Annotated in this window: 18 protein-coding genes and 3 pseudogenes; 9 read left to right on the forward strand and 12 right to left on the reverse strand. The window is 36.3% G+C overall.

The window, feature by feature from the left end:
* Positions 1-124: 124 nt before the first annotated feature.
* On the reverse strand, positions 125-631 hold the full coding sequence (gene ssb / locus ACFIL2_RS05875; protein WP_375633841.1) for a single-stranded DNA-binding protein: 507 nt from the start codon (positions 629-631) through the stop codon (positions 125-127).
* Between the two features lie 333 nt (positions 632-964).
* On the opposite strand from ssb, the gene uvrA reads away from it, so the two are divergent.
* The 4 genes from uvrA (at position 965) to ACFIL2_RS05895 (ending at position 7464) form a co-directional block, all read left to right on the forward strand.
* Positions 965-3880: an excinuclease ABC subunit UvrA gene (gene uvrA / locus ACFIL2_RS05880; RefSeq protein WP_375680606.1), complete on the forward strand. Its 2916-nt coding sequence runs from the start codon at positions 965-967 to the stop codon at positions 3878-3880.
* Positions 3881-4954: 1074 nt separating this feature from the next.
* Positions 4955-5293: a P-II family nitrogen regulator gene (locus ACFIL2_RS05885; protein WP_015856528.1), complete on the forward strand. Its 339-nt coding sequence runs from the start codon at positions 4955-4957 to the stop codon at positions 5291-5293.
* Between the two features lie 59 nt (positions 5294-5352).
* Entirely contained in the window at positions 5353-6762 is a 1410-nt protein-coding gene (glnA, locus tag ACFIL2_RS05890; RefSeq protein ID WP_375680607.1) for a type I glutamate--ammonia ligase, read from the forward strand.
* Between the two features lie 156 nt (positions 6763-6918).
* Positions 6919-7464: a hypothetical protein gene (locus ACFIL2_RS05895; RefSeq protein ID WP_375621407.1), complete on the forward strand. Its 546-nt coding sequence runs from the start codon at positions 6919-6921 to the stop codon at positions 7462-7464.
* Between the two features lie 34 nt (positions 7465-7498).
* Here the strand turns inward: ACFIL2_RS05895 and ACFIL2_RS05900 are convergent, their stop codons facing one another.
* On the reverse strand, positions 7499-8281 hold the full coding sequence (locus ACFIL2_RS05900; protein WP_375633843.1) for an ATP12 family chaperone protein: 783 nt from the start codon (positions 8279-8281) through the stop codon (positions 7499-7501).
* A 647-nt stretch (positions 8282-8928) separates the two neighbouring features.
* Here ACFIL2_RS05900 and ACFIL2_RS05905 point away from each other — a divergent pair.
* The 5 genes from ACFIL2_RS05905 (at position 8929) to ACFIL2_RS05925 (ending at position 12880) form a co-directional block, all read left to right on the forward strand.
* On the forward strand, positions 8929-9489 hold the full coding sequence (locus ACFIL2_RS05905) for a prephenate dehydratase domain-containing protein (RefSeq protein ID WP_375636821.1): 561 nt from the start codon (positions 8929-8931) through the stop codon (positions 9487-9489).
* A complete protein-coding gene (locus tag ACFIL2_RS05910; protein ID WP_375680608.1) occupies positions 9476-10231 on the forward strand; it encodes a DUF6421 family protein in 756 nt (251 codons plus the stop codon). The genes ACFIL2_RS05905 and ACFIL2_RS05910 overlap by 14 nt, the downstream gene beginning before the upstream one ends.
* The gene (locus ACFIL2_RS05915) at positions 10210-10680 is read left to right on the forward strand and encodes a hypothetical protein (RefSeq protein ID WP_375633846.1); all 471 of its coding nucleotides are present in this window, start codon (positions 10210-10212) and stop codon (positions 10678-10680) included. The genes ACFIL2_RS05910 and ACFIL2_RS05915 overlap by 22 nt, the downstream gene beginning before the upstream one ends.
* Positions 10677-11381, forward strand: coding sequence for a DMT family transporter (locus ACFIL2_RS05920; protein WP_375639880.1), 705 nt, complete (start codon positions 10677-10679; stop codon positions 11379-11381). Before ACFIL2_RS05915 ends, ACFIL2_RS05920 begins: the two co-directional genes overlap by 4 nt.
* Positions 11382-11617: 236 nt before the next feature.
* Positions 11618-12880, forward strand: a complete 1263-nt coding sequence (locus tag ACFIL2_RS05925; RefSeq protein WP_375639881.1) for an acetyl-CoA carboxylase biotin carboxylase subunit family protein — start codon at positions 11618-11620, stop codon at positions 12878-12880.
* Between the two features lie 271 nt (positions 12881-13151).
* Here the strand turns inward: ACFIL2_RS05925 and ACFIL2_RS05930 are convergent, their stop codons facing one another.
* The 10 genes and pseudogenes from ACFIL2_RS05930 to ACFIL2_RS05975 form a co-directional block, all read right to left on the reverse strand.
* Complete coding sequence (locus tag ACFIL2_RS05930) at positions 13152-15905, reverse strand: autotransporter outer membrane beta-barrel domain-containing protein (protein WP_375680609.1); 2754 nt, start codon at positions 15903-15905, stop codon at positions 13152-13154.
* Positions 15906-16854: 949 nt separating this feature from the next.
* Positions 16855-17304: a hypothetical protein gene (locus tag ACFIL2_RS05935; RefSeq protein ID WP_375680610.1), complete on the reverse strand. Its 450-nt coding sequence runs from the start codon at positions 17302-17304 to the stop codon at positions 16855-16857.
* Positions 17305-17465: 161 nt separating this feature from the next.
* A complete protein-coding gene (locus ACFIL2_RS05940; protein ID WP_375617749.1) occupies positions 17466-17867 on the reverse strand; it encodes a hypothetical protein in 402 nt (133 codons plus the stop codon).
* A gap of 363 nt (positions 17868-18230) precedes the next feature.
* A pseudogene (locus tag ACFIL2_RS05945) lies at positions 18231-18628 on the reverse strand (hypothetical protein).
* A 19-nt stretch (positions 18629-18647) separates the two neighbouring features.
* Positions 18648-18992, reverse strand: coding sequence for a hypothetical protein (locus ACFIL2_RS05950; protein ID WP_375639883.1), 345 nt, complete (start codon positions 18990-18992; stop codon positions 18648-18650).
* Positions 18993-19003: 11 nt separating this feature from the next.
* Complete coding sequence (locus ACFIL2_RS05955) at positions 19004-19366, reverse strand: hypothetical protein (RefSeq protein ID WP_375680611.1); 363 nt, start codon at positions 19364-19366, stop codon at positions 19004-19006.
* Positions 19367-19402: 36 nt separating this feature from the next.
* Positions 19403-19803: pseudogene (locus ACFIL2_RS05960) on the reverse strand (hypothetical protein).
* 233 nt (positions 19804-20036) lie between these two features.
* Positions 20037-20303, reverse strand: a pseudogene (locus tag ACFIL2_RS05965) (hypothetical protein); the annotation flags it as partial.
* Positions 20304-21030: 727 nt separating this feature from the next.
* Positions 21031-22413 (reverse strand): amino acid permease, encoded by a 1383-nt coding sequence (locus tag ACFIL2_RS05970; RefSeq protein ID WP_375639886.1) that lies wholly within the window; start codon positions 22411-22413, stop codon positions 21031-21033.
* Between the two features lie 448 nt (positions 22414-22861).
* A complete protein-coding gene (locus ACFIL2_RS05975) occupies positions 22862-23221 on the reverse strand; it encodes a hypothetical protein (protein ID WP_375617747.1) in 360 nt (119 codons plus the stop codon).
* Positions 23222-23308 lie beyond the last annotated feature (87 nt).

Below are 23308 nucleotides of genomic sequence, written 5' to 3' on the forward strand. Positions count from 1 at the left end.
TTTCAATATGTTATTAATTTATGTTAAAATTACCAATAATAATCAACAATTTTCACTTCGCTAAACTTCAAAAATCTGAAACAAACAAATCATAAAGTAATCGTAATACGACAAATAAAGACTCTTAAAAAGGTACGTCATCATCTAATTTGTGTGAAAAATTTTCTCCCAATTGATTATTATTTTGACCAAACGTATTTCTCTGATTTGAGTTACTATCGGCAAAGCCACCACTATAACTCCCCCCTTGACTTGCTCCTTGCTCCCCGCCCGCGGCTCCCCGCCCATCAAGCATTTGTAATTCGCCACGGTACTTTTGCAAAACAACCTCTGTTGTATAACGGTCATTTCCATTTTGATCTTGCCATTTTCTTGTCTGTAACTGCCCCTCAATGTAAATTTTGCTGCCTTTTTTTAAATATTGCTCTGCAACTTTGACAAGGTTTTCATTAAAAATAACAATATTATGCCACTCAGTGCGTTCTTTTCGCTCATTTGTATTCCTATCACGCCAACTTTCTGAAGTAGCAATACGTAAATTTGCCACTTGGTCACCAGAATTCAAACGGCGGATTTCAGGATCCGCACCAAGATTACCAATCAGAATAACTTTATTAAGGCTACCAGCCATCGCATAAACTCCAAAATTTTAATTCGTAAAATACTCTGTTTTATAACAGTTATAACCATCTCGACCTTCAATTTACATGTCTGCAATTGACCTTCAATATGGATATTGCTATCCTTTCCCAATATTGTATCCGTGTAATTATAACAAAAGATGATAAAGACGCATAGTTTATTCCACCACAAGAGAATAAAAAGCTGCTCATTTGTATTTTTCTTTTCACAAAACTTATACCTTCCTTTAGCATTAAAGCAGTTAAACACATTGTAATTCTAAAAAAACAGTTTTATTCCATTTTAGGTGCTCAATTTTTGCCACATATGCCAAGGATAAAGTATGACTCATCAAAAATATATCTCCATTCGCGGTGCACGTGAGCATAACCTTAAAAATATTGATCTCGATCTTCCTCGTGATAAACTCATTGTTATAACAGGACTTTCTGGATCAGGGAAATCATCCTTAGCGTTTGATACAATTTACGCTGAAGGACAGCGTCGCTATGTCGAAAGCCTTTCAGCCTATGCACGCCAATTTTTGGAAGTCATGCAAAAACCTGATGTCGACCGTATAGACGGTCTCTCTCCAGCTATCTCCATTGAACAAAAAACAACCAGCCGCAATCCTCGTTCAACGGTAGGTACCGTTACTGAAATCCACGATTACATGCGTCTTCTCTTTGCACGTATTGGTATTCCTCATTCTCCTGTGACAGGACTTCCTATTGAAAGCCAGACAGTAAGCCAAATGGTGGATCAAATTATGTCCTTACCAGAAGGAACGCGAATTTTTATTATGGCCCCTTTGGTGCGAGGACGAAAGGGAGAATATAAAAAAGAGCTAACAGAACTTTTAAAAAGAGGATTTCAACGCGCTAAAGTTGATGGAAAATTCTATGAAATCGCTGATATTCCACCTCTTGATAAAAAATATAAACACGACATCGATGTCGTGGTAGACCGCATTGTTGTACAGAAGGATATCACCTCTCGCTTGGCTGATAGTATAGAAACCTGTTTACAGCTAGCAAATGGGCTTGCCATTGCTGAAATGGCAGACCAACCCTTAGCACAAAAAGAAACGACAAAGGAATCTGCTCATAAGTCGAAAAATAATACACACAAACGGCTCATTTTTTCAGAAAAGTTTTCCTGCCCTGTATCGGGTTTTTCTATTCCTGAAATTGAACCACGCCTTTTTTCGTTTAATAATCCTTTTGGCGCCTGTCCTCTCTGCGATGGACTGGGCATCAAAAAAGCAATGGATCCACTGAAAATTGTGCCCAATAAAAATCTTACCCTCAAAAATGGCGCCATTGCTCCTTGGGCTAAATCGGATTCACTTTATTATAGCCAAACCCTAGAAGCATTAGGAAAAGCTTACGGTTTCAAACTCACAGATCAATGGTGTGAACTCTCTAATGAAGCACAACAGGCTATTCTCTACGGTACAAAAAGAGATGAAATTTCTTTTATCTATAAAAATAATTCTGGTTCGCATAAAACGACCCAACCTTTTGAAGGAATCATCCCTTATATGGAGAGACGCTGGAAAGAAACCGATTCTGCTTGGTCTCGAGAAGAAATCGAACGTTATATGTCTTCTTCGCCCTGCCCAGCTTGTCACGGTTATCGTTTAAAACCAGAGGCACTTGCTGTAAAAATCAACGGAATGCATATTGGGCAAATATCAGATCTTTCTATTCTAAAAGCAGATGATTGGTTTGCCAATGTTCATCAATATCTCACAGAAAAACAACGTAATATCGCCGTACGTATTTTAAAAGAAATTCGTGAACGTTTGGCTTTTTTAAATCATGTAGGATTGGAATATCTTACCTTGTCTCGAAATTCAGGAACGCTTTCAGGTGGAGAAAGCCAACGCATTCGGTTGGCATCCCAAATTGGTTCTGGTCTTACAGGCGTTCTTTATATTTTAGATGAACCATCTATCGGTTTACACCAACGCGATAACGAACGCCTGTTGGAAATGCTGCGCCATTTGCGCAATCTTGGCAATACAGTTATTGTTGTTGAACATGATGAAGATGCTATTCTCACAGCGGATCATGTTGTCGATATGGGGCCTGCCGCGGGCGTTCATGGTGGAGAAATCATAGCGCAAGGGACACCGCAGGAAATTATAGAAAATTCAGCCTCTCTCACAGGCCAATACCTTTCAGGAAAAATGGCTGTTAAAATGCCGACAGAGCGACGCAAAATATCAAAAACGAAAATACTTAAAATCATCGGCGCCAAAGGCAATAACCTCAAAAATATCAATGCGAATATTCCTCTTGGAACCTTCACATGCATAACTGGTGTTTCTGGAGGAGGAAAATCAACATTTCTTATTGAAACGCTTTTCAAAGCAGCATCACATCATATCATGGGCTCTCATCACAGCCCTGCCAGCTATGACAAAATTGAAGGATTAGAATTTCTTGATAAAGTCATCGATATCAATCAGTCCCCTATTGGACGCACCCCACGCTCTAATCCCGCAACCTATACAGGCGCTTTTACACCGATTCGTGAGTGGTTTGCCGATCTTCCAGAATCAAAAGCCCGCGGTTACAAAGCTGGGCGTTTTTCATTTAATGTTAAAGGAGGACGTTGCGAAGCGTGTCAAGGTGATGGAGTCATCAAAATTGAAATGCACTTTTTACCTGATGTCTATGTTACTTGCGATGTCTGTAAAGGAAAACGCTATAACCGAGAAACACTAGAAATAAAATTCAAAGGACAGTCTATAGCCGATATTTTGGATATGACAATTGAAAAGGCAGAGGAATTTTTCCAAGCTATTCCCGCTATTCATAATAAAATGGAAACTCTCATTAAAGTAGGATTGGGTTACATAAAAGTAGGACAGCAAGCAACCACACTTTCTGGTGGGGAAGCACAACGTGTAAAACTTGCGAAAGAACTTTCTCGTAAAACAACGGGACGTACACTCTATATTTTGGATGAACCGACAACAGGTTTACATTTTCATGATATTTCCAAACTTCTTGAAGTGCTTCACGAACTAGTCGAGCAAGGCAACACAGTTATAGTCATTGAACATAACCTTGATGTTATAAAGACAGCCGACTGGATTATTGATTTAGGACCAGAAGGTGGAGATCGCGGTGGTGAAATCGTTGCCATTGGACGCCCTGAAGACATCATTAAGGTTCCCGCTTCCTATACGGGAAAATTTCTAAAAGATGTTTTACTGCGCCCATCTCTCTATAATTCCAATTCTTAGAAACGCTTTCCATTGTAAAATACAGCATACTAACAAAGCCTGTACTTTTATTATTACCTGTAAACCAACACCTAATTCCAGTGGTGCAACATGTTTGAAGCAAAGACTAAAAACAATTTAGCGCTTTATAAGCTGTTTCAGTTGTCGTATTATCAAATAAGAATGGGCGCATAATTGCGTATTTATTCTCTGTTTTGTTTATACCTGAAACGACCAGACAGCCTAAACTGGGAAGAATACGAAGTTTTAAGAGTATAAATAAGTTCCTATCTTTCCATTTCCTTTTAATTTATCTTTATGATTTTCAAAGACATCCACAGCAATATCTTATAATGAAGATTGCCATTGCTTCACGCTTTTATTTATCGCGTTCCTTAATGAAGATCACATTCCTCACGAAGGGACAAAACGCCCCAAACGGAATATATTTGCGTTGCCAATTCCCACATCTGTTTTAAAGAAACATTTCTCAATGCTCTCAAGCCCATTTCACGACGGCTCCTATGAATGCTATAATGATAAACTCATTATTGTACACCACCATCTTTACGTTTACGAAGAAGCATAATCGGCATCATCACACTTTTTTCCAATATTTGTCTTCCCTACTCCCTAATATTGTAAAGCCTTTAGTTATCGAAAGCTTTCATAAAAAGCATTTTATTTATTTTTTCAAATGTTGTTATCCACACACTCATAACTATTTATGATATATAAAAGTATCGTTTTGATTGATTGACGATAAAAAGATCTAAAATGAGAAAATCTTACGCTATTAGAATTTCTCATTTAATGTGGAGAGAGTCTAATTATCCTTATAAGTCAAGATATTATCTAACAAAAAAGAAACAAAACTCTTTTATTATATTATTTGAATTCTTGTATAAGAATTGTAAGTTTTTTTCCCAAAAAACAGTATTTGGCTGTATTCTACAAAAGAAACTCTCCTAAAAGAGCTTAGAGTATCATTATTTTCGACTTTTTGTGCACAAAGTATCTGTTGGACATCTTACAGTTGTCAATATAATGTGATGCAGTCTAAAAAGACAAAATAACGTTGGAGATAATTTCAGCATGAAAAAAATTGAAGCCATTATAAAACCTTTCAAACTTGATGAAGTGAAAGAAGCGCTTCAAAAAATTGGGTTACATGGTATTACAGTAACAGAAGCGAAAGGTTTTGGTCGTCAAAGGGAACATACAGAACTTTATCGTGGTACGAAATATGTTGTTGACTTTCTACCTAAAGTAAAGATTGAAATTGTTGTGTCCGATGAAAAACTGGAACAAACTGTTGATGCAATACGTAAAGCAGCTCAAACCAAACATATAGGGGATGGAAAGATATTTGTCTTTTCCATTGATGATGCAATTCGTATAGGCACGGACGAAACCGGTATCGATGCCCTTTAATAAATAACGAGAAAATTCACTTTTTTATCCACCTCAACGCCATATTAAGGAAATTGAATATGACAACCGCATCAGATATTATCAAACAGATTACAGACAACGAAATCCGTTTTGTTGATTTACGTTTTACTGATCCACGAGGAAAATTGCATCACATTACAATGGATATCGCAGAGATCAGCGAGGATACTTTTAGTGATGGTGTCATGTTTGATGGTTCTTCAATTGCTGGTTGGAAAACAATTAATGAATCTGACATGGTTTTAATGCCAGATCCAGCAACAGCACATATTGATCCTTTTTTTGCTCAATCTACTTTGGTCATATTTTGTGATGTACTTGATCCTGTCTCTGGTGAGTTTTATCGTAGAGATCCTCGTTCTATCGCCAAAAGGGCTGAGGTTTATATGAAATCTTTAAACATTGGAGATACAATCAATGTGGGTCCAGAAGCTGAGTTTTTTATCTTTGATGATGTACGCTATAAAACGGACCCTTACAACACAGAGTTTAAACTCGATTCAAGTGAACTTCCCTCTAATAATGATACGGAATATGAAACAGGAAATCTAGGGCATCGCCCACGAATAAAGGGAGGCTACCTTCCTGTTCCGCCGATTGACTCCTGCCAAGATATGCGTTCTGAAATGCTCACAGCACTCAAGGATATGGGCGTACAGGTCGAAAAACACCATCACGAAGTAGCAGCAGGCCAACATGAATTGGGTATTCGTTTTGATACACTTGTTCGCGAGGCTGACAAGATGCAAATTTTTAAATATGTTGTACATCAAATAGCAAACAGTTATGGGAAAACAGCAACCTTCATGCCAAAACCAGTTTTTGGTGATAACGGCTCTGGAATGCATGTCCACATTTCCATTTGGAAAGATGGCAAACCCATTTTTGCAGGAAATGAATATGCCGGACTATCAGAAACCTGTCTGTTTTTTATCGGTGGTGTTATTAAGCACGCAAAAGCAATAAATGCTTTTACCAACCCATCCACAAACTCCTATAAACGTTTGGTTCCTGGTTATGAAGCTCCTGTTCTTCTTGCCTATTCAGCACGTAATCGTTCTGCATCTTGCCGTATTCCTATGAGCTCCTCACCAAATTCAAAACGCGTAGAAGTTCGTTTTCCAGACCCAACAGCAAATCCCTATTTGGCATTTGCAGCCCTTTTAATGGCTGGTCTTGACGGTATCAAAAACAAAATTCATCCCGGACATGCTATGGATAAAGATCTTTATGATCTTCCCTTAAAGGAACTTAAAGAAATCCCTACTGTTTCAGGAAGCCTGCGTGAAGCGCTTGAAGCACTTGACAAAGATCGTGGCTTTCTTAAAGCTGGCGACGTTTTTGATGATGATCAGATTAATTCCTTCATTCAAGTAAAGATGCAAGAAGTCTTGCGTTACGAAACAACACCCCATCCTGTTGAATTTGATATGTACTATTCTGTTTAAACAATCAATACGCATTCTTTTGATTTTAAAAATGGAGGCAAAAGCCTCCATTTTTGTGGATATTCTTCTCATGCAAAAGCGCAAGAGGCTTTTTGCTCGTCCGCTTTTCCTTTATAATGTGTTGAATCTCTTCAAATGAATTAACAAAGGTTTCTAATGCCGCGAATTTGTTTTCTCGTTCCCGTTCTTTTATGCATTGTCTTTATCACATCAACAACTAAAGCACATACAATAACCAACCAAAAACTTACAACTCTTGAGAAAGCAACATCTGCTTATAGTAAAGCACTTAAAAATGCCGATGCAAATGCCATCTTAAATGCTATTCCTCCCCAAGTCATCAACCGCTTAACCGCCAAAAAAAATCTTAATCAATCACAATTTCTACAAATCATGAAAAGCCAAATAGAACGGTTGGCAGAAAGTTACAAGATTGAAACGATCAACATTGATCAAAAACAAAAACGTGAAGGTACCCTTGATAATGGTACCCCTTATTTTGTTATACCCGTGGAGCTTGTAACCACAACAAATGCTGGAAAAAAATGCTCTATTCAAACTGAAATTATTGCCCTACTTCACGATAACCAATGGTATTTTATCCGTGGCAATGACGAAGCGCTCTTAACCATAACCAATGAACTATTTCCTGGACTTGATAAAGTAAAAACCAATCCTCAAAAAGTCACAAAAATACTCTGAGCGAAAAGAATGCACGTAAATAAAAGATTTTCCCCTATAAACAAGTTGTAACAATTGTAGCAGCAGCATTAAATTCAACTTTTTTATGAGCACGGCGTGCTATTGTGTCTTTATCCGTTCCCCATTGCTCCATCATCCAATCTTCATCTAAATGGGCAATAGACCAAGCATGATCAGCATCAATGTTTCCCGCAGCAACAGCAAGAGCAATGAGAGCAGATCCCGTTAATGTTGTCATCATATGAAGTGCCGCAAGCATATAAGCAGACTCAACTCTACGTAAATAATGACTCACAGCTTGAAGTGCTTCTGGTGATTGTTCCACATGCATCAGCCCTTCTGTCAAATAAAACCGCGCACCCAGTTTTTTTTCTGCCCAATCTAATAAAGGATCCCATTGTTCAGATTGTTTTTGCACCAACTCTTTAGGTGTCTGTGCACGATAAAAGATCATATCACATGCAACGAAACGCAATAAATCTTCAAAAACCGCCTGCATATCATCAGCGATACCATCAATAACAGTATTAACCAAACGCGTCATCGGCATTTTTGCAGGATCAACAACGTGCTTTTGGTTCTCAAATTCCTGAGCAACGTATTCAGCAAACACTTCTGTTGGCACATGAAAATGACGCCTTGCGGGCGTTTTTACAGGACGTTCATCCAACAAAATCGTAAAGCCGCCCTCCTCACAAGCGATCTTCACTTGCTTATAAAACCGTTTTGGGTGTGATTGGAATGAAAGATTTTGAATCTTTTGAACAGAACTCTTTTTATTCAATGGCATATCAAAATGATCCAAAATCTCACGCATATTTGTTTACCTCTGATTTTTTCAAGAAAGCGACTGTTTCTTTAGGTTCTGTAGCTTCAATAAGGTTTAATCTGACCTTCTTAACGATTCCAAAGAAGAAAAAAAATCTTGCCAATCTCAATCTAACTTAAGAGTTATATTTCATGTTTCTTTTACAAACAAGACAATGATGATTGCCTTTTATATATTTAATACAATCATAATAGTAAAACAATTTTTAAAAGTATTATCTTAATTAAGAAGTTAAATATATTGAGTTTTATGGCAAAGATGTTCACGCCTTACCAATTTGCTTATTATTCACCTATAATAGTATTATCAATATGAACAGATTCAAAAACGCTGCTCATCCAAAAAATGATAGAGCAGTACGGTTTATGTGTCATTCACCTTCGCTTAACCATTCCAATAATTCTCTAACATATCCAATAAATACCCTGCATAGAATTTTTCTGCTCAATTACTCCCCTAAAAGACGCTGTTTTACGGCATGATAGAATAATGAACAGACAAAATTATAATTGTAAATTTTCTTTCATATATACATTATTTTATAAAGCACTAAATTACTTAACGCATTGTGCTTGATATACTCTACATATTACACTAGTTTAAATTTAGGCATATAGTTATAAAGAATAGAGATCATGCAATCTGAAAATAATACTTTTATCTATACACTTGGCCCTGCAGATACTAACTGTGCAGCAGCAGCACAGTGGTGGCTTGACAATCACAATAGAAGTGTTTTGTTCACTGACTCGAGATCCCGTATTATCTTATACGCAACTCTTGAAGAAGCATTTAATGAACTTGCTCAGAAAAAGGATGGATATCTCTTAAGCTGTGCTGCTTACCCTGATTTGCATACACTCATATTTACCCGTTTAGGTGATATGCAATTATTTGACAGCTTTATCATGCCTACTCACTCTATGGTTTTAGCTAAACGCAATAACATTGATGAAATTAAAACCGTAGCGACTCATCCTGCCCCGCAATCTCTGGTAGCTCATCAATATGACAAAGTATTTGCCAACAGCAATGCTGATGCAGCCGTTCTTTGTAAGGCTGAAAAAGCCGATGCTTGTATCACAACATCGGTTGCGGCAAATCGCTATAAGCTGAGTATTGTCGAAAATTTTGGACAAGTGCCAATGTCCTTTTTGCTCCACTCACTAAAGTCAACTAATCATGAAAAAATCTGAAGCGCTTCTTTCCATTGTTAACTTAGTTGACAAATTCCGTATGCGCCAAGAACGAGATGGGAGCATTAAAGAACCAACTTCAGCAGATAATAATATGATCAATGAATTGATCACTCTGCTGAACCACCATGCTAATATTCTTGACGGATTATCTCCAAAACTTTTAGCGACCATTTCTGATGATCTTCATCAGTGGATGATCAGCGGTTTAACGACCCCTCCTCAATTTGATAACACTTTGGCTGCTTTCAAAGCCCCATTACCAGATGCTCCCTTGTTTTTCTTGGCTCCAATGCGTGCAACAAATGGACCTGATCCAGAAGGATTCCGGCTGGAATTAGTTACAGGATATCGTCATGAAACGGCCTATCTTGCTGACGCCTCAAAATATACAAATAATTATCTGTCACCTTTTCAATGTATAAAAATGGGAATAGCATCAAGAGGTTTTTTAGAAGGCAATTGCATTGTTCTATTCCCAGAATCTGTAGCAACTGCTCAAAAAATTGTTAAGCAAGCATTTGCTTTGTTTTTTTCAGTAAATTCTTTGATATTTACAATAAGCAAACAATTGTGGAAGCTGAACGTTTACTCGGCCGTGATAGTAAATTCCTGTTCGGTCAATTGCAGAGTCGAAACTTATCTAAAGAAGACATTTACGATGCTCGCTGTTTGTGGGGCTATTATCATGACTATGCACATCATACTGGACCGCGGCCATTGGATAAAAATCTATATATAAAATTAAATTGGTTCACTGGTCTTCTAGAAGAAACTAAAGTTGATTTAATTACAGTGCGTATTATGCTACAAAATCATCCAAAATTTTGGAAAGAAATAACTGAATTTGTCCTATTAGAACGCATATTCCGTTATCCAAAAGATTCTGATCAGCATATGACATTCGATGCTGGTACAGGGATCTTGCTTTTTGAAATATTGATGCGGAACAAAGCATTGATTGAAACAAATCAAGGTTATCTTCAATTTGATTTGGAGTGTCTTGAAAAAGTAATAATATTGATGATAGCAGATATAGAAGCACTTGAAGCATTAGATGATGACGCTTATTTGGCAGGAGCTAAAGATTATATCCAAAATAATCTTGGAAAACCACAGACCTCAAAGTCACGATTTAATTTTTCAACATCATCTTATGCACAGCGAGTGATTAGAGGATTAAATCATTGAGTTTTATAAAAGGACGATTACTATTATTTACTTTTGCCATTCTAGCATTGTTTTCCATAAGTTGGTTATTATCTAAGAATTTGGTTAGCAATATACCCGTCATGCATGCGGTTGGACTTAGGTTGTTTGCCACCGCTGCCACCTTATGGCTGATTGCAGTATTTCGTGAGAAAGCTGTTTTCAGATCCCTACCATTGCTTTCCATGATACCTTCTTTTTTAATTCTATCAGTGTTAGGATTCTCGCTGTATTTTGTATGCAGCTTTGGTGCATTAAAATCACTCAAAGCCAGTGATTTAACCATGGTGCTCGCTACTATTCCAGGAATTACTTATATATTAGGTGCATTGACAAATGTCCTTAAATTCTCATGGCTGAAGCTTAGTGGAGTGATAATTTTCAGTGTAGCAGCTGTAGTATTCAATATAAACAGTGGAGAAGGTGGATACAGCCTAATAGGAATAGCTCTTGCTTTAACAGCAGCCCTTTCTTACTCTGCTTATGGCTTATTGTCTAAACGTTATCTTAAAAATCTACCTTTGCTCACCTCACTGGCTTGGATCACGATAATTTCTGCAGCATCATTTATGCCATTATTTATTTTTGATCCTGCCCCACTCTTATATCTTAAGTTAGAAGATATATTTAAAATATTGATTTTAGGAACTGTTTGCTCGGCACCAGTTTACGTATTATACTAAAAAGTTTTAGCCGAAGGAGGCGTATTATACGCCAACACTATCGGCGTATTATCCCCTTTTGCAGTGGTTGCATGTGAATGGATAATCGACTCGAGCCCTTCTCTCAACATTATCAAAATAATTGCTATGATTGTAGTTGTTATAGGGATGACACTCTTATTTATAGATGCATCAAAGGTATCTACATGGCAACATAAACGCCATTCTCAAAACTCCAAATTTAATAAGGAAACAAAATGAAAAAAATCGCGTTAGTTTGCCAGCGCAATGCAAAATTACCATTTATATTTGAAGCAGCACAAGCAGCTAATATCGAATTAGTAATGATCTATGATACCGCTGAAAGCGCTCCCACTCAACACCCCGCAGCAGTCACTTCAACTTGGCAACTTCCTGTTTTTGATAACCCAGAGCTAGCTCTAGACACTTTTGCAACAGGAGCAAAAGAACGCAATATTGCTGGGGTTATGACCCTTCGCGAAGAAGCCATTCTATGGACAGCTTTGGCTGCAAAAAAAATCAATACTCCAAGTATTGAACCAGAAGTAGCAGCATTAACCAGAAATAAATATCTCATGCGTCAAGCTTTTGCTAAAGCAGGCTTAAGAACACCAGGATTCTTTTATATAGATAATCCAGAAGACCTATCACAAGTACATGCCTTAGACTGTCCACTCGTTATTAAACCCGTCTCTGGATGGGCAAGTGCAGGCGTCATGTTAGCTAAAAATTCCACCGAACTTCCTGATCTCATTAAAGCCGTATGGAATGTTCAGCATAAAGACATGGCACGTTTTAATGATAAAAATAAACCTGTAGGTTTAGTCGTAGAACAGTATTTGTCAGGAAAAGAGTTTGTCGTAGAATGCTTTGTTGATACAGCAGGTGTACACGTTCTATCCGTTGGAGACAAGGGACAGCCTGAGGGACCATGGTTTGAAGAAACAATTTATCGTCAACGCTGTGATATAGATGATCCTTTAATTATTGCTTTATGTGAGGCTGCATGCTCTGGAGTTAAAGCTCTTGGTATAAATATGGGAGCTGCCCATGTAGAGCTACGCCTAGATACTAATAATTTACCTTATATCATTGAGATAGGCGCTCGTATAGGTGGATCAGGTGTTTCCCATTTTATTGTTGAGCAAGGTACAGGAATTTCATTTGCAAAACTATGTATGAATGCCGCTTTAGCTGAACAAACCCCAGACCTTCCCGATATACTCCCAACTGAAAAAGTGGCGGCAAATTATATTATTCCTCTTCATGGGTATGGACGGTTTTCTGGATTTTCAGGTCTAGATAAGGTTGCACAGCATCCTCAAACCGCCAGAACTATCATTTTTTTTGAAACCAATCACATTTCACCACCTCCACCAGCATTTGGTGGATATCCTGGTTTTATTTTCTCTGTTCATAACTCAAACGAAGAAGCACGCAATTACCATAAATGGCTCGATGATACCTTAAGCATCATATGGCAAAATACTGATTTATAATGATAATTTATCGTTATTCATATTGAATGAGAACGCCGATATCGTAGGATTTTCTCATTTTAAATCTGTTTATCAGATGAACAAATTTTTTAAAGCATTTGAAAAATGCTATAGTAGATAAAAATAAATCAACACGATATTTTCATATTTATTAAAACACATGATATCATTATTAAAAGAAGCAACTAAAATTCTGCACAAACAATGGTTTTAATTCCGATAGTAGAACAAGACTTTGAAAATCACATTTATTATTTTTTTAAAAGATTTATTAAAAATGATAGCGCAAACCACCAGAAAAATGAACTCCAGAAAAACCAGCCTTGGTTAACCTATGCTGATAGCTAAGATCACTGTAAAGTGTAACTTTAGAAGAAAACTGCGCATTGATACCCAAACCTGTTTCTAAGGAAGAACCGAAAGCACTCAACTGAAAAACATCTTTAAAATGAACAAATTGTTCTTTACCAAAACAATGAGCAAGATGAATATTGCCATAAAAAGAAGTGATACGATCCTTATCAGAGGCTGTAAATGTTTTACTTAAACGCCCACCAACACGCACAAACCATTGACTCATTTTTTTCATATCAACATCAAATCCATCAATATCACGAAACTTATCAAATTGAAGATGTTGATAAATAAGCTGAAGTTGCGGATCAAAAATAAGATCTTTATATCCTGTCATAAACGTTTTACCAGCAGAAAACGAAACGTTCAAAGGATTTGCTTTTAATGTCGCCGTCTTACCCCAAACATGGCTACGCACATCCCCTTTAAACAAACCATAAGATAAAAGACCATCTATATAAAAACCAGTTTTGTGTTCCACACTACCGTATGACGTAAATGACCATTTATTAAACGTACTCTTTTGGCTTCGTTCCACGTTACGAGGTTGTAAAGAAAGCTTTCCATAGGTTCCCATAATCCCAAAAGATGTCGTACTATATGCGCTCTCTATTGTTTTGAGCAAAATATCTGTTTTTATAGCGTTATAATCAACATGACCATCGTACCCATATTTAAGTATAGAAAGATCTGAGACATAACGATAACTCCCACCATAACCGTGAACAGATAAAGCAAAGTTCCCTTCAACTTTTAATAATTTACGAGGAATAGACCGCGTAGCTTGCAACTGCTTTTGTTGATGATCAATATCCATGAGCCCAACATGAAATAAAGCATTTGGTAACAAAAGATAAGTTGGAACTTGTGGAACAACCTCTCTGACCTTTAACTCGGAAGGGGGAATAGCAGACACCTCTAAAGCAGGCTGAATATATTTACTTTCAAGGCGAAAATCCCAAAAATCTCCATCTCCTTCAACCAATCTTTGAGAAGTTTGTGCATTTCCAAGAGCAGAAGCTGGACCATAAGCATGAAGATAATATTGGTAAGGCAAACCCTCTAATGCGATATAAGCACGATTTAACTGAAAAGAATCCTCTGCCGCTTTTCCAGAAACCTGAATAAGTGAAATACTATGAGCATTTTCACCGGTTGCTATCTCACCCTGATTTCCTGCAACAAATTGCACATAAACTGTTGTTTTTCCAGAAACATCACCATGTATTAAAAGCCGATCAGTTTTTTTATTATCGAGCAAACCATCACTACTGAGATGCGTATTGAGATAAATATCTGCCCTATCTTGCGCACTATAAACTTCTTTTTCTCCCTTCCCAATATGAAGTGTCTGATACTCCTGAAACATTGGAGTCTCAAAAGCAATAAAACTATCAGAAACTTTCACAAATGAAATAGACGAACTTGTACGGTTTGCAACTTGCAAATCGATCTCTCTTCTTTTTGTCAAAAACCATTTTGATCCCCCTGTTAAATAAAGCTCAGCAATAGAATCATCGGCAACACGAGTCCCTCCTATCAATGAAGAAGAATTAGCCAAAATCGCTACACTCCCCCCCTTTTCAACTGTTAATAATAAGTCACCAAAAATTTTTGTACCTTCTGTTACTCCAATATAACTACGACTGTTATTACTATGAACAGCTGTCCCATCTGGAACCTCAAAAATCGTCCTTTTCAAAAAGACAAGCCCCTGTTCATACGCATCATTTTCCCCATCCCTCTCAAAATACATACCATGTTTGTTACCTATTGCTTTAATTGTTGAATCTTCAATATTAACCCGCGAAATTAAAATATTTCCTTCCCTGCCGTTATTGGATGGCGTGTTAGAATCTTGTCCAACTGTTAAAACATGAACATCCGTAGAAATAATATTCGTATTTTTTACATAAACAGAACCCTGATGTTTTACATTGAAAACTGTATGTGTACTTTTTTCATTTGTATTTTCTTTGTCTTCTGTTTTTTGATATTTTGAAGCAATGGTAACACCATCTAAAGTCGCACTCCCCCCTCTCCCCACATAAAGCGCAGCAGCATCATTCACATCAATAAATCCACTTTTCATCTGAATACCCGCATCAGCACTAACGAAAAGAGCACTCTCTTGACCGATACCCAAACCTTCCACTTTAATTTTTGTATTCGTTAACGTAACAGATGCTCCTCGCTTCTCTGCATAAGCAGCAATCTGAGAAGCCTCAATTGTTCCACGATTAACCTCAATCATTCCACTATCAGCTTTAAGACCTATTGATACATTTTTAAAAGCTGAATCGCTCAAAACAATTTTTCCCCCTCGTGATACAAAAACACCATAAATATCTTCTATACCCGCAGTAGCTTCAACCTCTACACGCGTTGCCTGAATAACTGTATTTGGCTCCTGCACTACTATAGCAGCAGGTAACATGAGAGAACGACCCTCCCCATTCTTTTCTTTAACAGGCGCCGTGAATTTATATACTTTATCACTAATTGTATGCTTTGAACCATCACTGCATCCGTAAGGTAATTTGTTTTCATCACATGACAGTGATGTATATGAATGAGAATGTGCCTCAATATTTATATTTAACAAAAAAGAAAAAATAGCTGCTGTAAAAAAGCACGAATACAAGTGATTGTTAGATACCTTGACTATCATTGTTTCTCAAAACTTTCTTTTTTCAACAAAAACAAAAAATGCTGGAAAAAAAATAAACCACAAATTAAACACAATAAGAACAAAACAAACAAAATTATTTTATTTTTTTATGATAAAATCATAGCATTCAATAATATGTTTTGTGTTTTATGTAAAGAAAGAACAAAAAGTTTAAAAATACCATTTAGGAGGACAATCCCTTTAAAGAAGGCATCTCAAAAACCGCTGAAAACTGTAATTACAAAAGTCCCAAAAACCAATCTTAAAAAAACGTGAAAAAATGCGAATTTTGAAGAGATATAATATTCAATTTATCTCACCACAAAAAAATAAAAATACAACAACATGAGAATAACTTTTAAGATTAAACGATTAAAACGTTTTAATAAAACACAGCACAAAAAGATACAATATACGAAATCTATAACCGCATCATCTCTTCAACCACAACAAAAAAACAAGAAATTGCACACTAATGTATAAGCTAATGTACACAATTTCTATATTAAAAATGTTAAATATCTAACAAAGAAATTTGAATAAATAAAAAACTTCTCCTAATACCCTATCATCAATGATTTGAATTAATAAATGTAATATTTTAGATCTTTTGATAAAATCTAAAATACAGTAAAACACTCACCATTCTGAACTTAAAAAACACCAAAATAAAATTTCATCAAAATTAGCTCTATGAAAGCTATCTGTTTATTATCGTTAAAGCAGATATTTTAGCAAAGCTATTATTTGCCATTCTTTATATTGAATAAATTTCTCTAAACAACAACCCACTATCCTCCGCTAGCATCATCTGACCACAACACTATTGCCAATCTCGTAGCTGATGAATATAACTACATTGGAGACAAAAGAGCTATATTTCTCTCTTCTCCCGTTTAATATTTTTATTTAATTATTGCTTTAAAAATCAACGTTCTACTGTTGATGATCACTTGTACAAAGCTTTTTTTATTTTCTGGCGCTTTTTATCATTTTCAAAACGTATCATCAAATCTCGCTCTTGTTGTGTCGAATTGGTTACACCAAAAGTATCATTGTCCATAACCTGCTGATACCCTGCTACCATTAAATTAACTAAAAATGAATCACTTCGCGGCGTTGATGAAAAATAGATTCCCTTTGAAACTTGTAATTTGTACCGATAACCTGCTTTAGTCATGCACTCATAAACTGCTGCAAAATCACTTGCACGCGAATCCATATTTTTAGAAGAAGCGTAGATTGGTTTCCAACCACATTTTGACAGTGCTTGTTGGACCATAGACTTACTGACACCAGACTTTTCCCATAATTCTAACGTCGATGGGGGAGGTTTGCTAATACACCCAGCAGAGCTTAATAAAATTATAGCACTCAATAATTTCAATGTTTTTTTCATTTCCCCCTCCGTCAATATTTACGATAGAAAGACTGATAAGTCTTCTAATATTTACTCACACGCAAAATGACTTTTGTTAGCATATAGATATTGAAGAAACAATCCCACCCCCCATGGAAAAACAAGAATGTAAGGATTTTTGATTACAGCAGCCTCAATACTTAAGGTTGACATTCAGGTTGTTCTTTATGCTCTTGACAATGAGGACTATTCAAACGCCTCTCTACACTTCGCTGAGGAATAACTGCATCAGGCTGACAAATTGGAAGATTTTTATATTTCTCACACCACTTCATTCTTCCCAATTTATCTTGGAAACCTGCTTGGATCATACATGCATTCACAGACTCCTCAGCATTGAATTTCTCATCCGTACTTGTTTCTGTATCAAGACGACCATCAAAATGCTGTATTCCACATTCTAACAGAGCTTTTTTGATCTCAAGCTGATCAGTACCGGATTTTTCCCATGCATCTACAGCTGTTCGAGAAGGCTGCTCAGGGTAGCATCCAGCCATAACAAATAAGGTTATCCCGCTTAATAATTTTAAAATCTGCTTCATTTTCCTATCCTTGAGTAATTTTGAGATTACGAAACAATCTATAAATTATTTTACATGCTATTTTTTATTTCCAAAACAATGATGAACATTATCAACATATATTATTTTTATCTTTCCGAAGATTATACCATAATTATTATATCAAAAATACGGTAAAATTATTACTAAAATCATATATCTATCAACGATATGCTTATAATTATTATCAATATTTTGATTACAACCAAAATAGATATTTTATATTATTGCGCCAACAGTTGTGGTACCCATAAATAAATAGCATTGACATGCTGAATTAAGCCCCCCGCGTACGGGTATGAGAAACATGAAGGTAGGGACTGTGATCGTCACAAACAGCAAAACTTAAGGTTGGCATTTGCGACTATTTTTATACTTTTTACAAAAAGGGCTGTTCACGCGCTTCTTGACACTGCGCCTCGGGATGACAGCGCCTGGACGACAAATGGGCAAGTTTTCGGCTCTATGATTCTCGCACCAAGTCCCCCCACTTTATCACGGAAATCTGATTGGAACATACAAGCTTCTATGGTTGCTATTGCATTGTAGCTGAGCTTTCTGCTTTCTGGATCAACATCATAAGGCGTTGGCATACCACATTCTAATAATGCTTTTGCTACCTCAGTAAAATCTGCTCCAGGTTTCTCCCACGTAGCTATCTCTCCTGGAGGAGTTTTATTAAACTGGCACCCAGCTATACTCAATAGAGTTATCGCGCTTAATAATTTTAGAGTTTGTTTCATTTTTACTCCATGATTTAATTCAAGGCTTTTGTTCTAAATGAGATGTGCCATAAAACTTTTGGCATTTATAACCCACATCTCCAAGACAAGTATGGAAGCTTATGGGATTCATGATCACTCTCCTCCATTCTATCCAAACGTTACTACCAGCAGGTATCGTCTCGTAGGTGTAGCCATTACCGCCAATAATTCTGCTTACAAAGTCAAATCTATTCCCATCAAAACCAATAATGGTTTGTTTGCCATCACTCACATAACCTAACAGACCGTATGCAACTAAAACATTAAAGGCTGGTCCATAGAAATTGATATTCGTGTTGTCGGCTATCCCGCGAACACCTTCTTGTTTGAAATAATACAGCATATTCCCCAATGTTATGGTCCGCGGCTATGTCCATAAAGTTCCAACCCTGTAATACCATGGCTATACATCAAGTCTTTTGCTTCTTGTGTGGAATTAGTCAAACCCCAAAAGTTATTTTCCATAAACTTCTGGTATCCCGCGACCAGAAGTTCTGAGATAGCAGAATCGGCTTCTGGGAACACAACAAAATAAAGCGGATTATTTTTATCCTTCGCATGTTGCTCTGTATAAACAGCGGCTTCCTCTGGTGGAGTAAAGATGCCATTAAAGGACACATGCACCTTGCCATCAGAACCTTCTTGCAAATGCTGCTTTTCTTCATCCGTTAAATAATGAAAGAGAGGGAACAATCCCACCATTCCAAGCGAAGGCAAGGATAGCGGATTGTTGCTTATCACTAGCTGCAAGATTTAAGGATAGCATTCATATTGTTCTGGATGCTTTTTACAAAAAGGGCTGTTTAAGCGCTTCTTGACACTGCGCCTCGGGATGACAGCGCCTGGACGACAAATCGGCAAGTTTTCGGCTTTATGATTTCCACACCAGCCCCCCCTATCATATTTATCATGGAAACCAGCTTGAATCATACAAGCTTCTATGGTTGCCCATGCATTGTTGCTTAAATTTCTGTTTTCCGGAAACACATCATAAGGAGCTGGCATTCCACATTCTAAAAGTGCTTTTTTACCTCAAACCGATCTGCTCCTGATTTCTCCCACACCGTGAAGTATTCTTCAGGAGGTTTATTAAACTGGCATCCCATTATAACTAATAAAGCTATGCAACTCAATAATTTTAAACTTTGTTTCATTTTTTCCTCCTTAAAGGGACTTGTACTCGATTGAATGAGCCATGAACATACCGACATGCTTGGCTCGCATCTCCAAGGCAAGTATGGGGATTTATGGGATTTGTAGCCACTCTCTACCATTCTATCCAAACGTCACTGCCAGCAGGTATCGTCTCGTAGGTATAGCCATTACCGCTAATAATTCTGCTTACAAAGTAAAATCTATTCCCATCAAAACCTGTTTCACGCGTCTATGAATGGCTGCTATGATGGTCTGTCATGCCAACAATCGTCATACTTTCTCCCATTACATTGATATCTTGATCGGAAATCAGATGAGAAGCAATAATCGTAGCATCTCATTGTACATCCATATCAACATTGCCTGTTGCCTCAAGGATAGAGAGAATTGTTGTTGTGTGTGTTTCAGAGCTATTGGAAGATTTCTCGTGTAAAAAGCCATTTTCCGATGATTGTTTTTGCTAGTCGTAGTGTTCTTGAGCGCCTTTTATGGTAATATTGAATAATTTTGCACCGAAATACAGTTGCGGAGTGCATTTTGTCCGCCTCCACTTGTAATAAAAATTACTCTTGTATCAATATTAAAAAAATAAGTTTGATCCTTCCTCTTCTGAAAGCAATAACAATAAGAATCGTAAAACTGTCACACGTTCATTGTTCTCTTTAATTTACTCTTCTATGAGATTTTATTGTAATACCTTGCTGCTGTTTATTAAAGTTTTTGTAAAAACGATGACACAATGCCTCCTGTAACTTTGTTATCCACTATTTTCTACCAACGCCAATCCTCTTTGAGAAAAAATACATAAAGAACTTTATCTTCGCTTCTAAAAGCAATAGTAATTTTCTAAACAACAAAATTTAAACAACCAATTTTTTAAAGAGCTTAAAAAACAATTCTTACAATAACTTCTCTTGTGAAACAGAACTTCATTAATACGTTTAGAAAAAGATATCTGCCTATAATCATGTATCTGGTAAAATCTATTTGCACTGTTAGGCATTTTAACCTGAAAGACTTATATTGATGGCACAGTTCACCATCAAAAAAACGCCTAATATTTATATGATTTTGTCGTTACCGTAAGCAATGGCTCACAAAAACTTCCAAAGCAAAATAATAACGAGCAGATTTTTTCAATCTAGATTGTTCTAACCTTTAGAGAAAACAATCAAACACCAGTTCTCCTGATGACATCAGCTATTTGTTTTGAGTTTTTTCTCTATTCACATTTTATTCAGCTTCTTTTGCTTAAAATTATAAAGTTTAAGTGCATAGAAACAAATAACAAGCCAAGCAATCCAAATAACACCTATAATTAAAACTGGTCGTGTCTCATCAAAGTACCATAGGAGAATAAAAATAAAAACCATAAATAAAATAGAAAAAATCGATCCTATTGGCCAAAATGGAATGGGAAATTTTAAACCATTCTGAGCTTCTTTAGGCATCTTAATTCGCATAAAAAATTGTGAAAGTAGAATCATCATCCAAACAAAAACTGTCGCAAATGTTGCCATTGCAGCAATAAGAAAAAAAAGCTTTTCATGATAAAAATAATTAAGGACAGCACCAAGAAGAAAAATACCAAAGATCATCAAAATAACAAAAACTGGTATACCGTTTTTTGATAAATATTGAAACTTTTTTAAAGCATAACCTTCCTGCGATAAACCATGGATCATACGACAAGCACCATACATTCCACTATTCATTGCTGAAATAGCCGCTGTAACAACAACAATATTTAAAATATTTGCTGCATATGAAATCCCAAGATTTTCAAAAATGGATACAAAAGGGCTATCCATGAGACCAATCTCATTCCAAGGATAAAGAGACATTAAAATAGCTAACGTCATGACGTAAAAAAGCAAAATACGAACTGGAGTAGAATTAATTGCCTTTGAAATCGTTTGATGAGGGTTTTGAACTTCCATGACTGCCATGCCAATGATTTCTATGCCACCAAAAGCAAAAACAACAACACTAAAGCAAGCTAAAAAACCAAACCAACCATTGGGAAAAAGTCCACCATTTTTCCATAAATTATGAACAGTAACGGTAGAAAAATCTGCACCTTCACCCCCCCCCCAAAAAATAATTGCTATTCCTAAAATAATCATCGCAATGATAGCAATAACTTTAATAGAAGATAGCCAAAACTCTAGTTCACCATAGACTTCTACAGCAGCTAAATTAATACCTGTGATGATTAATGTAATACTCAGTGCCCATACCCAAGGAGCAACATCAGGATACCAAAACCCCATATAAGTCGCAAAAGCTGTAATATCAGCCAAACCAACAAGAATCATCTCAAATACATATGTCCATCCCGTTAAAAAACCTGCTAATGGTGATATGTAATTTGCCGCATAACGAGCAAAAGAACCAGGCAATGGATTATGAAGTATCATCTCTCCTAGAGCCCGCATAACCATAAAAATAGCTAAACCAGCAATACAATAGGCAATCAAAACACTGGGACCCGCAAGCTTAATTGCCTGTGCAGACCCATAAAAAAGACCTGTTCCAATAGCAGAACCAAGAGCTAAAAAAATAACTTGGCGCTTACTCATCCCTCTTTTCAGTTCATTTATTGCCATTTCTTTCCTTACTTTTTGAAATGCTGACAATCCACACCACGATAACAGCTCTATGAGAAATAAAGCCTCATGTTTCTTTCACAAATATATTTCAAAAAACATCGAAGACCAGCCAGTCTAACACTTTGCTCTAAACAATGAAAAAATACTTTTATTGCGAATTATTCAGCTTTTATAGCCTGCAATTTCGTATTATTTTATTCAAATAAAGTGATAATGAATTTTTTCATAATTGTCATTTAATTCATTTCGTATTCTCTAGTTTTTTACAGAGAAAATTAACCTTAATGTAATCTAAACTTTTAGGCTTCTATTTCAGTGTACTGAAATAGAAGCCTAAAAATTCATAACAAACACATTAACTATGCATACAATTAATTTTTTGTTACTTTAAGCTAACTTTCTTTGAGCTTATAAAAAAACTTTTTACGCCAATTGAATAGCTCAATTAATGATAATACGAATCTCGCAAGTTTTCAAAAGCATGAGAAAATCTATCTACAACCCATCTTTTAAGGACTCCAGCTGCCTTAACGACAAGCTTTCCAATGAAAAAAAAATATACGGTAAAAAGAGCATCTTTGATTGTTGGTCCGATGATAGCGTTCTCCTTACCTCTGGAAATTTGCCCTGAGATAGCAATAAAATCTTTGTTTTTCGCTGAAATAAGAGGCTCTTTCTCTTGGTCAACTATCATAATGAAAACTTCCTCTGGAAAGCTAACTCTCCTAAAATTTGCATGAATCTCAAGAATTTGAGAAAAAAAAAGAACTGTTATTGAAACACATAATTTAGCACTTTTAAACATTCCTTTCTCCTTTTTTATTATAAATATCAAAAATGAACTATAAAATTCATAAAGTATTAACAAATAAGAAGAATATAAAATAAAACT

The organism is Bartonella sp. AP30XZML, assembly GCF_042195945.1.
Lineage (GTDB): Bacteria > Pseudomonadota > Alphaproteobacteria > Rhizobiales > Rhizobiaceae > Bartonella.

Excerpts from the sequence above, each read along its gene's own strand:
- ACFIL2_RS05910 (WP_375680608.1), top strand. The coding sequence starts at position 9,476 with ATGAAAAAATCTGAAGCGCTTCTTTCCATTGTTAACTTAGTTGACAAA.
- uvrA (WP_375680606.1), top strand. The coding sequence starts at position 965 with ATGACTCATCAAAAATATATCTCCATTCGCGGTGCACGTGAGCATAAC.
- ACFIL2_RS05935 (WP_375680610.1), bottom strand. The coding sequence starts at position 17,304 with ATGAAAAAAACATTGAAATTATTGAGTGCTATAATTTTATTAAGCTCT.
- ACFIL2_RS05975 (WP_375617747.1), bottom strand. The coding sequence starts at position 23,221 with ATGTTTAAAAGTGCTAAATTATGTGTTTCAATAACAGTTCTTTTTTTT.
- ACFIL2_RS05905 (WP_375636821.1), top strand. The coding sequence starts at position 8,929 with ATGCAATCTGAAAATAATACTTTTATCTATACACTTGGCCCTGCAGAT.
- ACFIL2_RS05930 (WP_375680609.1), bottom strand. The coding sequence starts at position 15,905 with ATGATAGTCAAGGTATCTAACAATCACTTGTATTCGTGCTTTTTTACA.
- ssb (WP_375633841.1), bottom strand. The coding sequence starts at position 631 with ATGGCTGGTAGCCTTAATAAAGTTATTCTGATTGGTAATCTTGGTGCG.
- ACFIL2_RS05970 (WP_375639886.1), bottom strand. The coding sequence starts at position 22,413 with ATGGCAATAAATGAACTGAAAAGAGGGATGAGTAAGCGCCAAGTTATT.
- ACFIL2_RS05895 (WP_375621407.1), top strand. The coding sequence starts at position 6,919 with ATGCCGCGAATTTGTTTTCTCGTTCCCGTTCTTTTATGCATTGTCTTT.
- ACFIL2_RS05900 (WP_375633843.1), bottom strand. The coding sequence starts at position 8,281 with ATGCGTGAGATTTTGGATCATTTTGATATGCCATTGAATAAAAAGAGT.
- ACFIL2_RS05940 (WP_375617749.1), bottom strand. The coding sequence starts at position 17,867 with ATGAAGCAGATTTTAAAATTATTAAGCGGGATAACCTTATTTGTTATG.
- ACFIL2_RS05885 (WP_015856528.1), top strand. The coding sequence starts at position 4,955 with ATGAAAAAAATTGAAGCCATTATAAAACCTTTCAAACTTGATGAAGTG.
- ACFIL2_RS05950 (WP_375639883.1), bottom strand. The coding sequence starts at position 18,992 with ATGCTGTATTATTTCAAACAAGAAGGTGTTCGCGGGATAGCCGACAAC.
- glnA (WP_375680607.1), top strand. The coding sequence starts at position 5,353 with ATGACAACCGCATCAGATATTATCAAACAGATTACAGACAACGAAATC.
- ACFIL2_RS05925 (WP_375639881.1), top strand. The coding sequence starts at position 11,618 with ATGAAAAAAATCGCGTTAGTTTGCCAGCGCAATGCAAAATTACCATTT.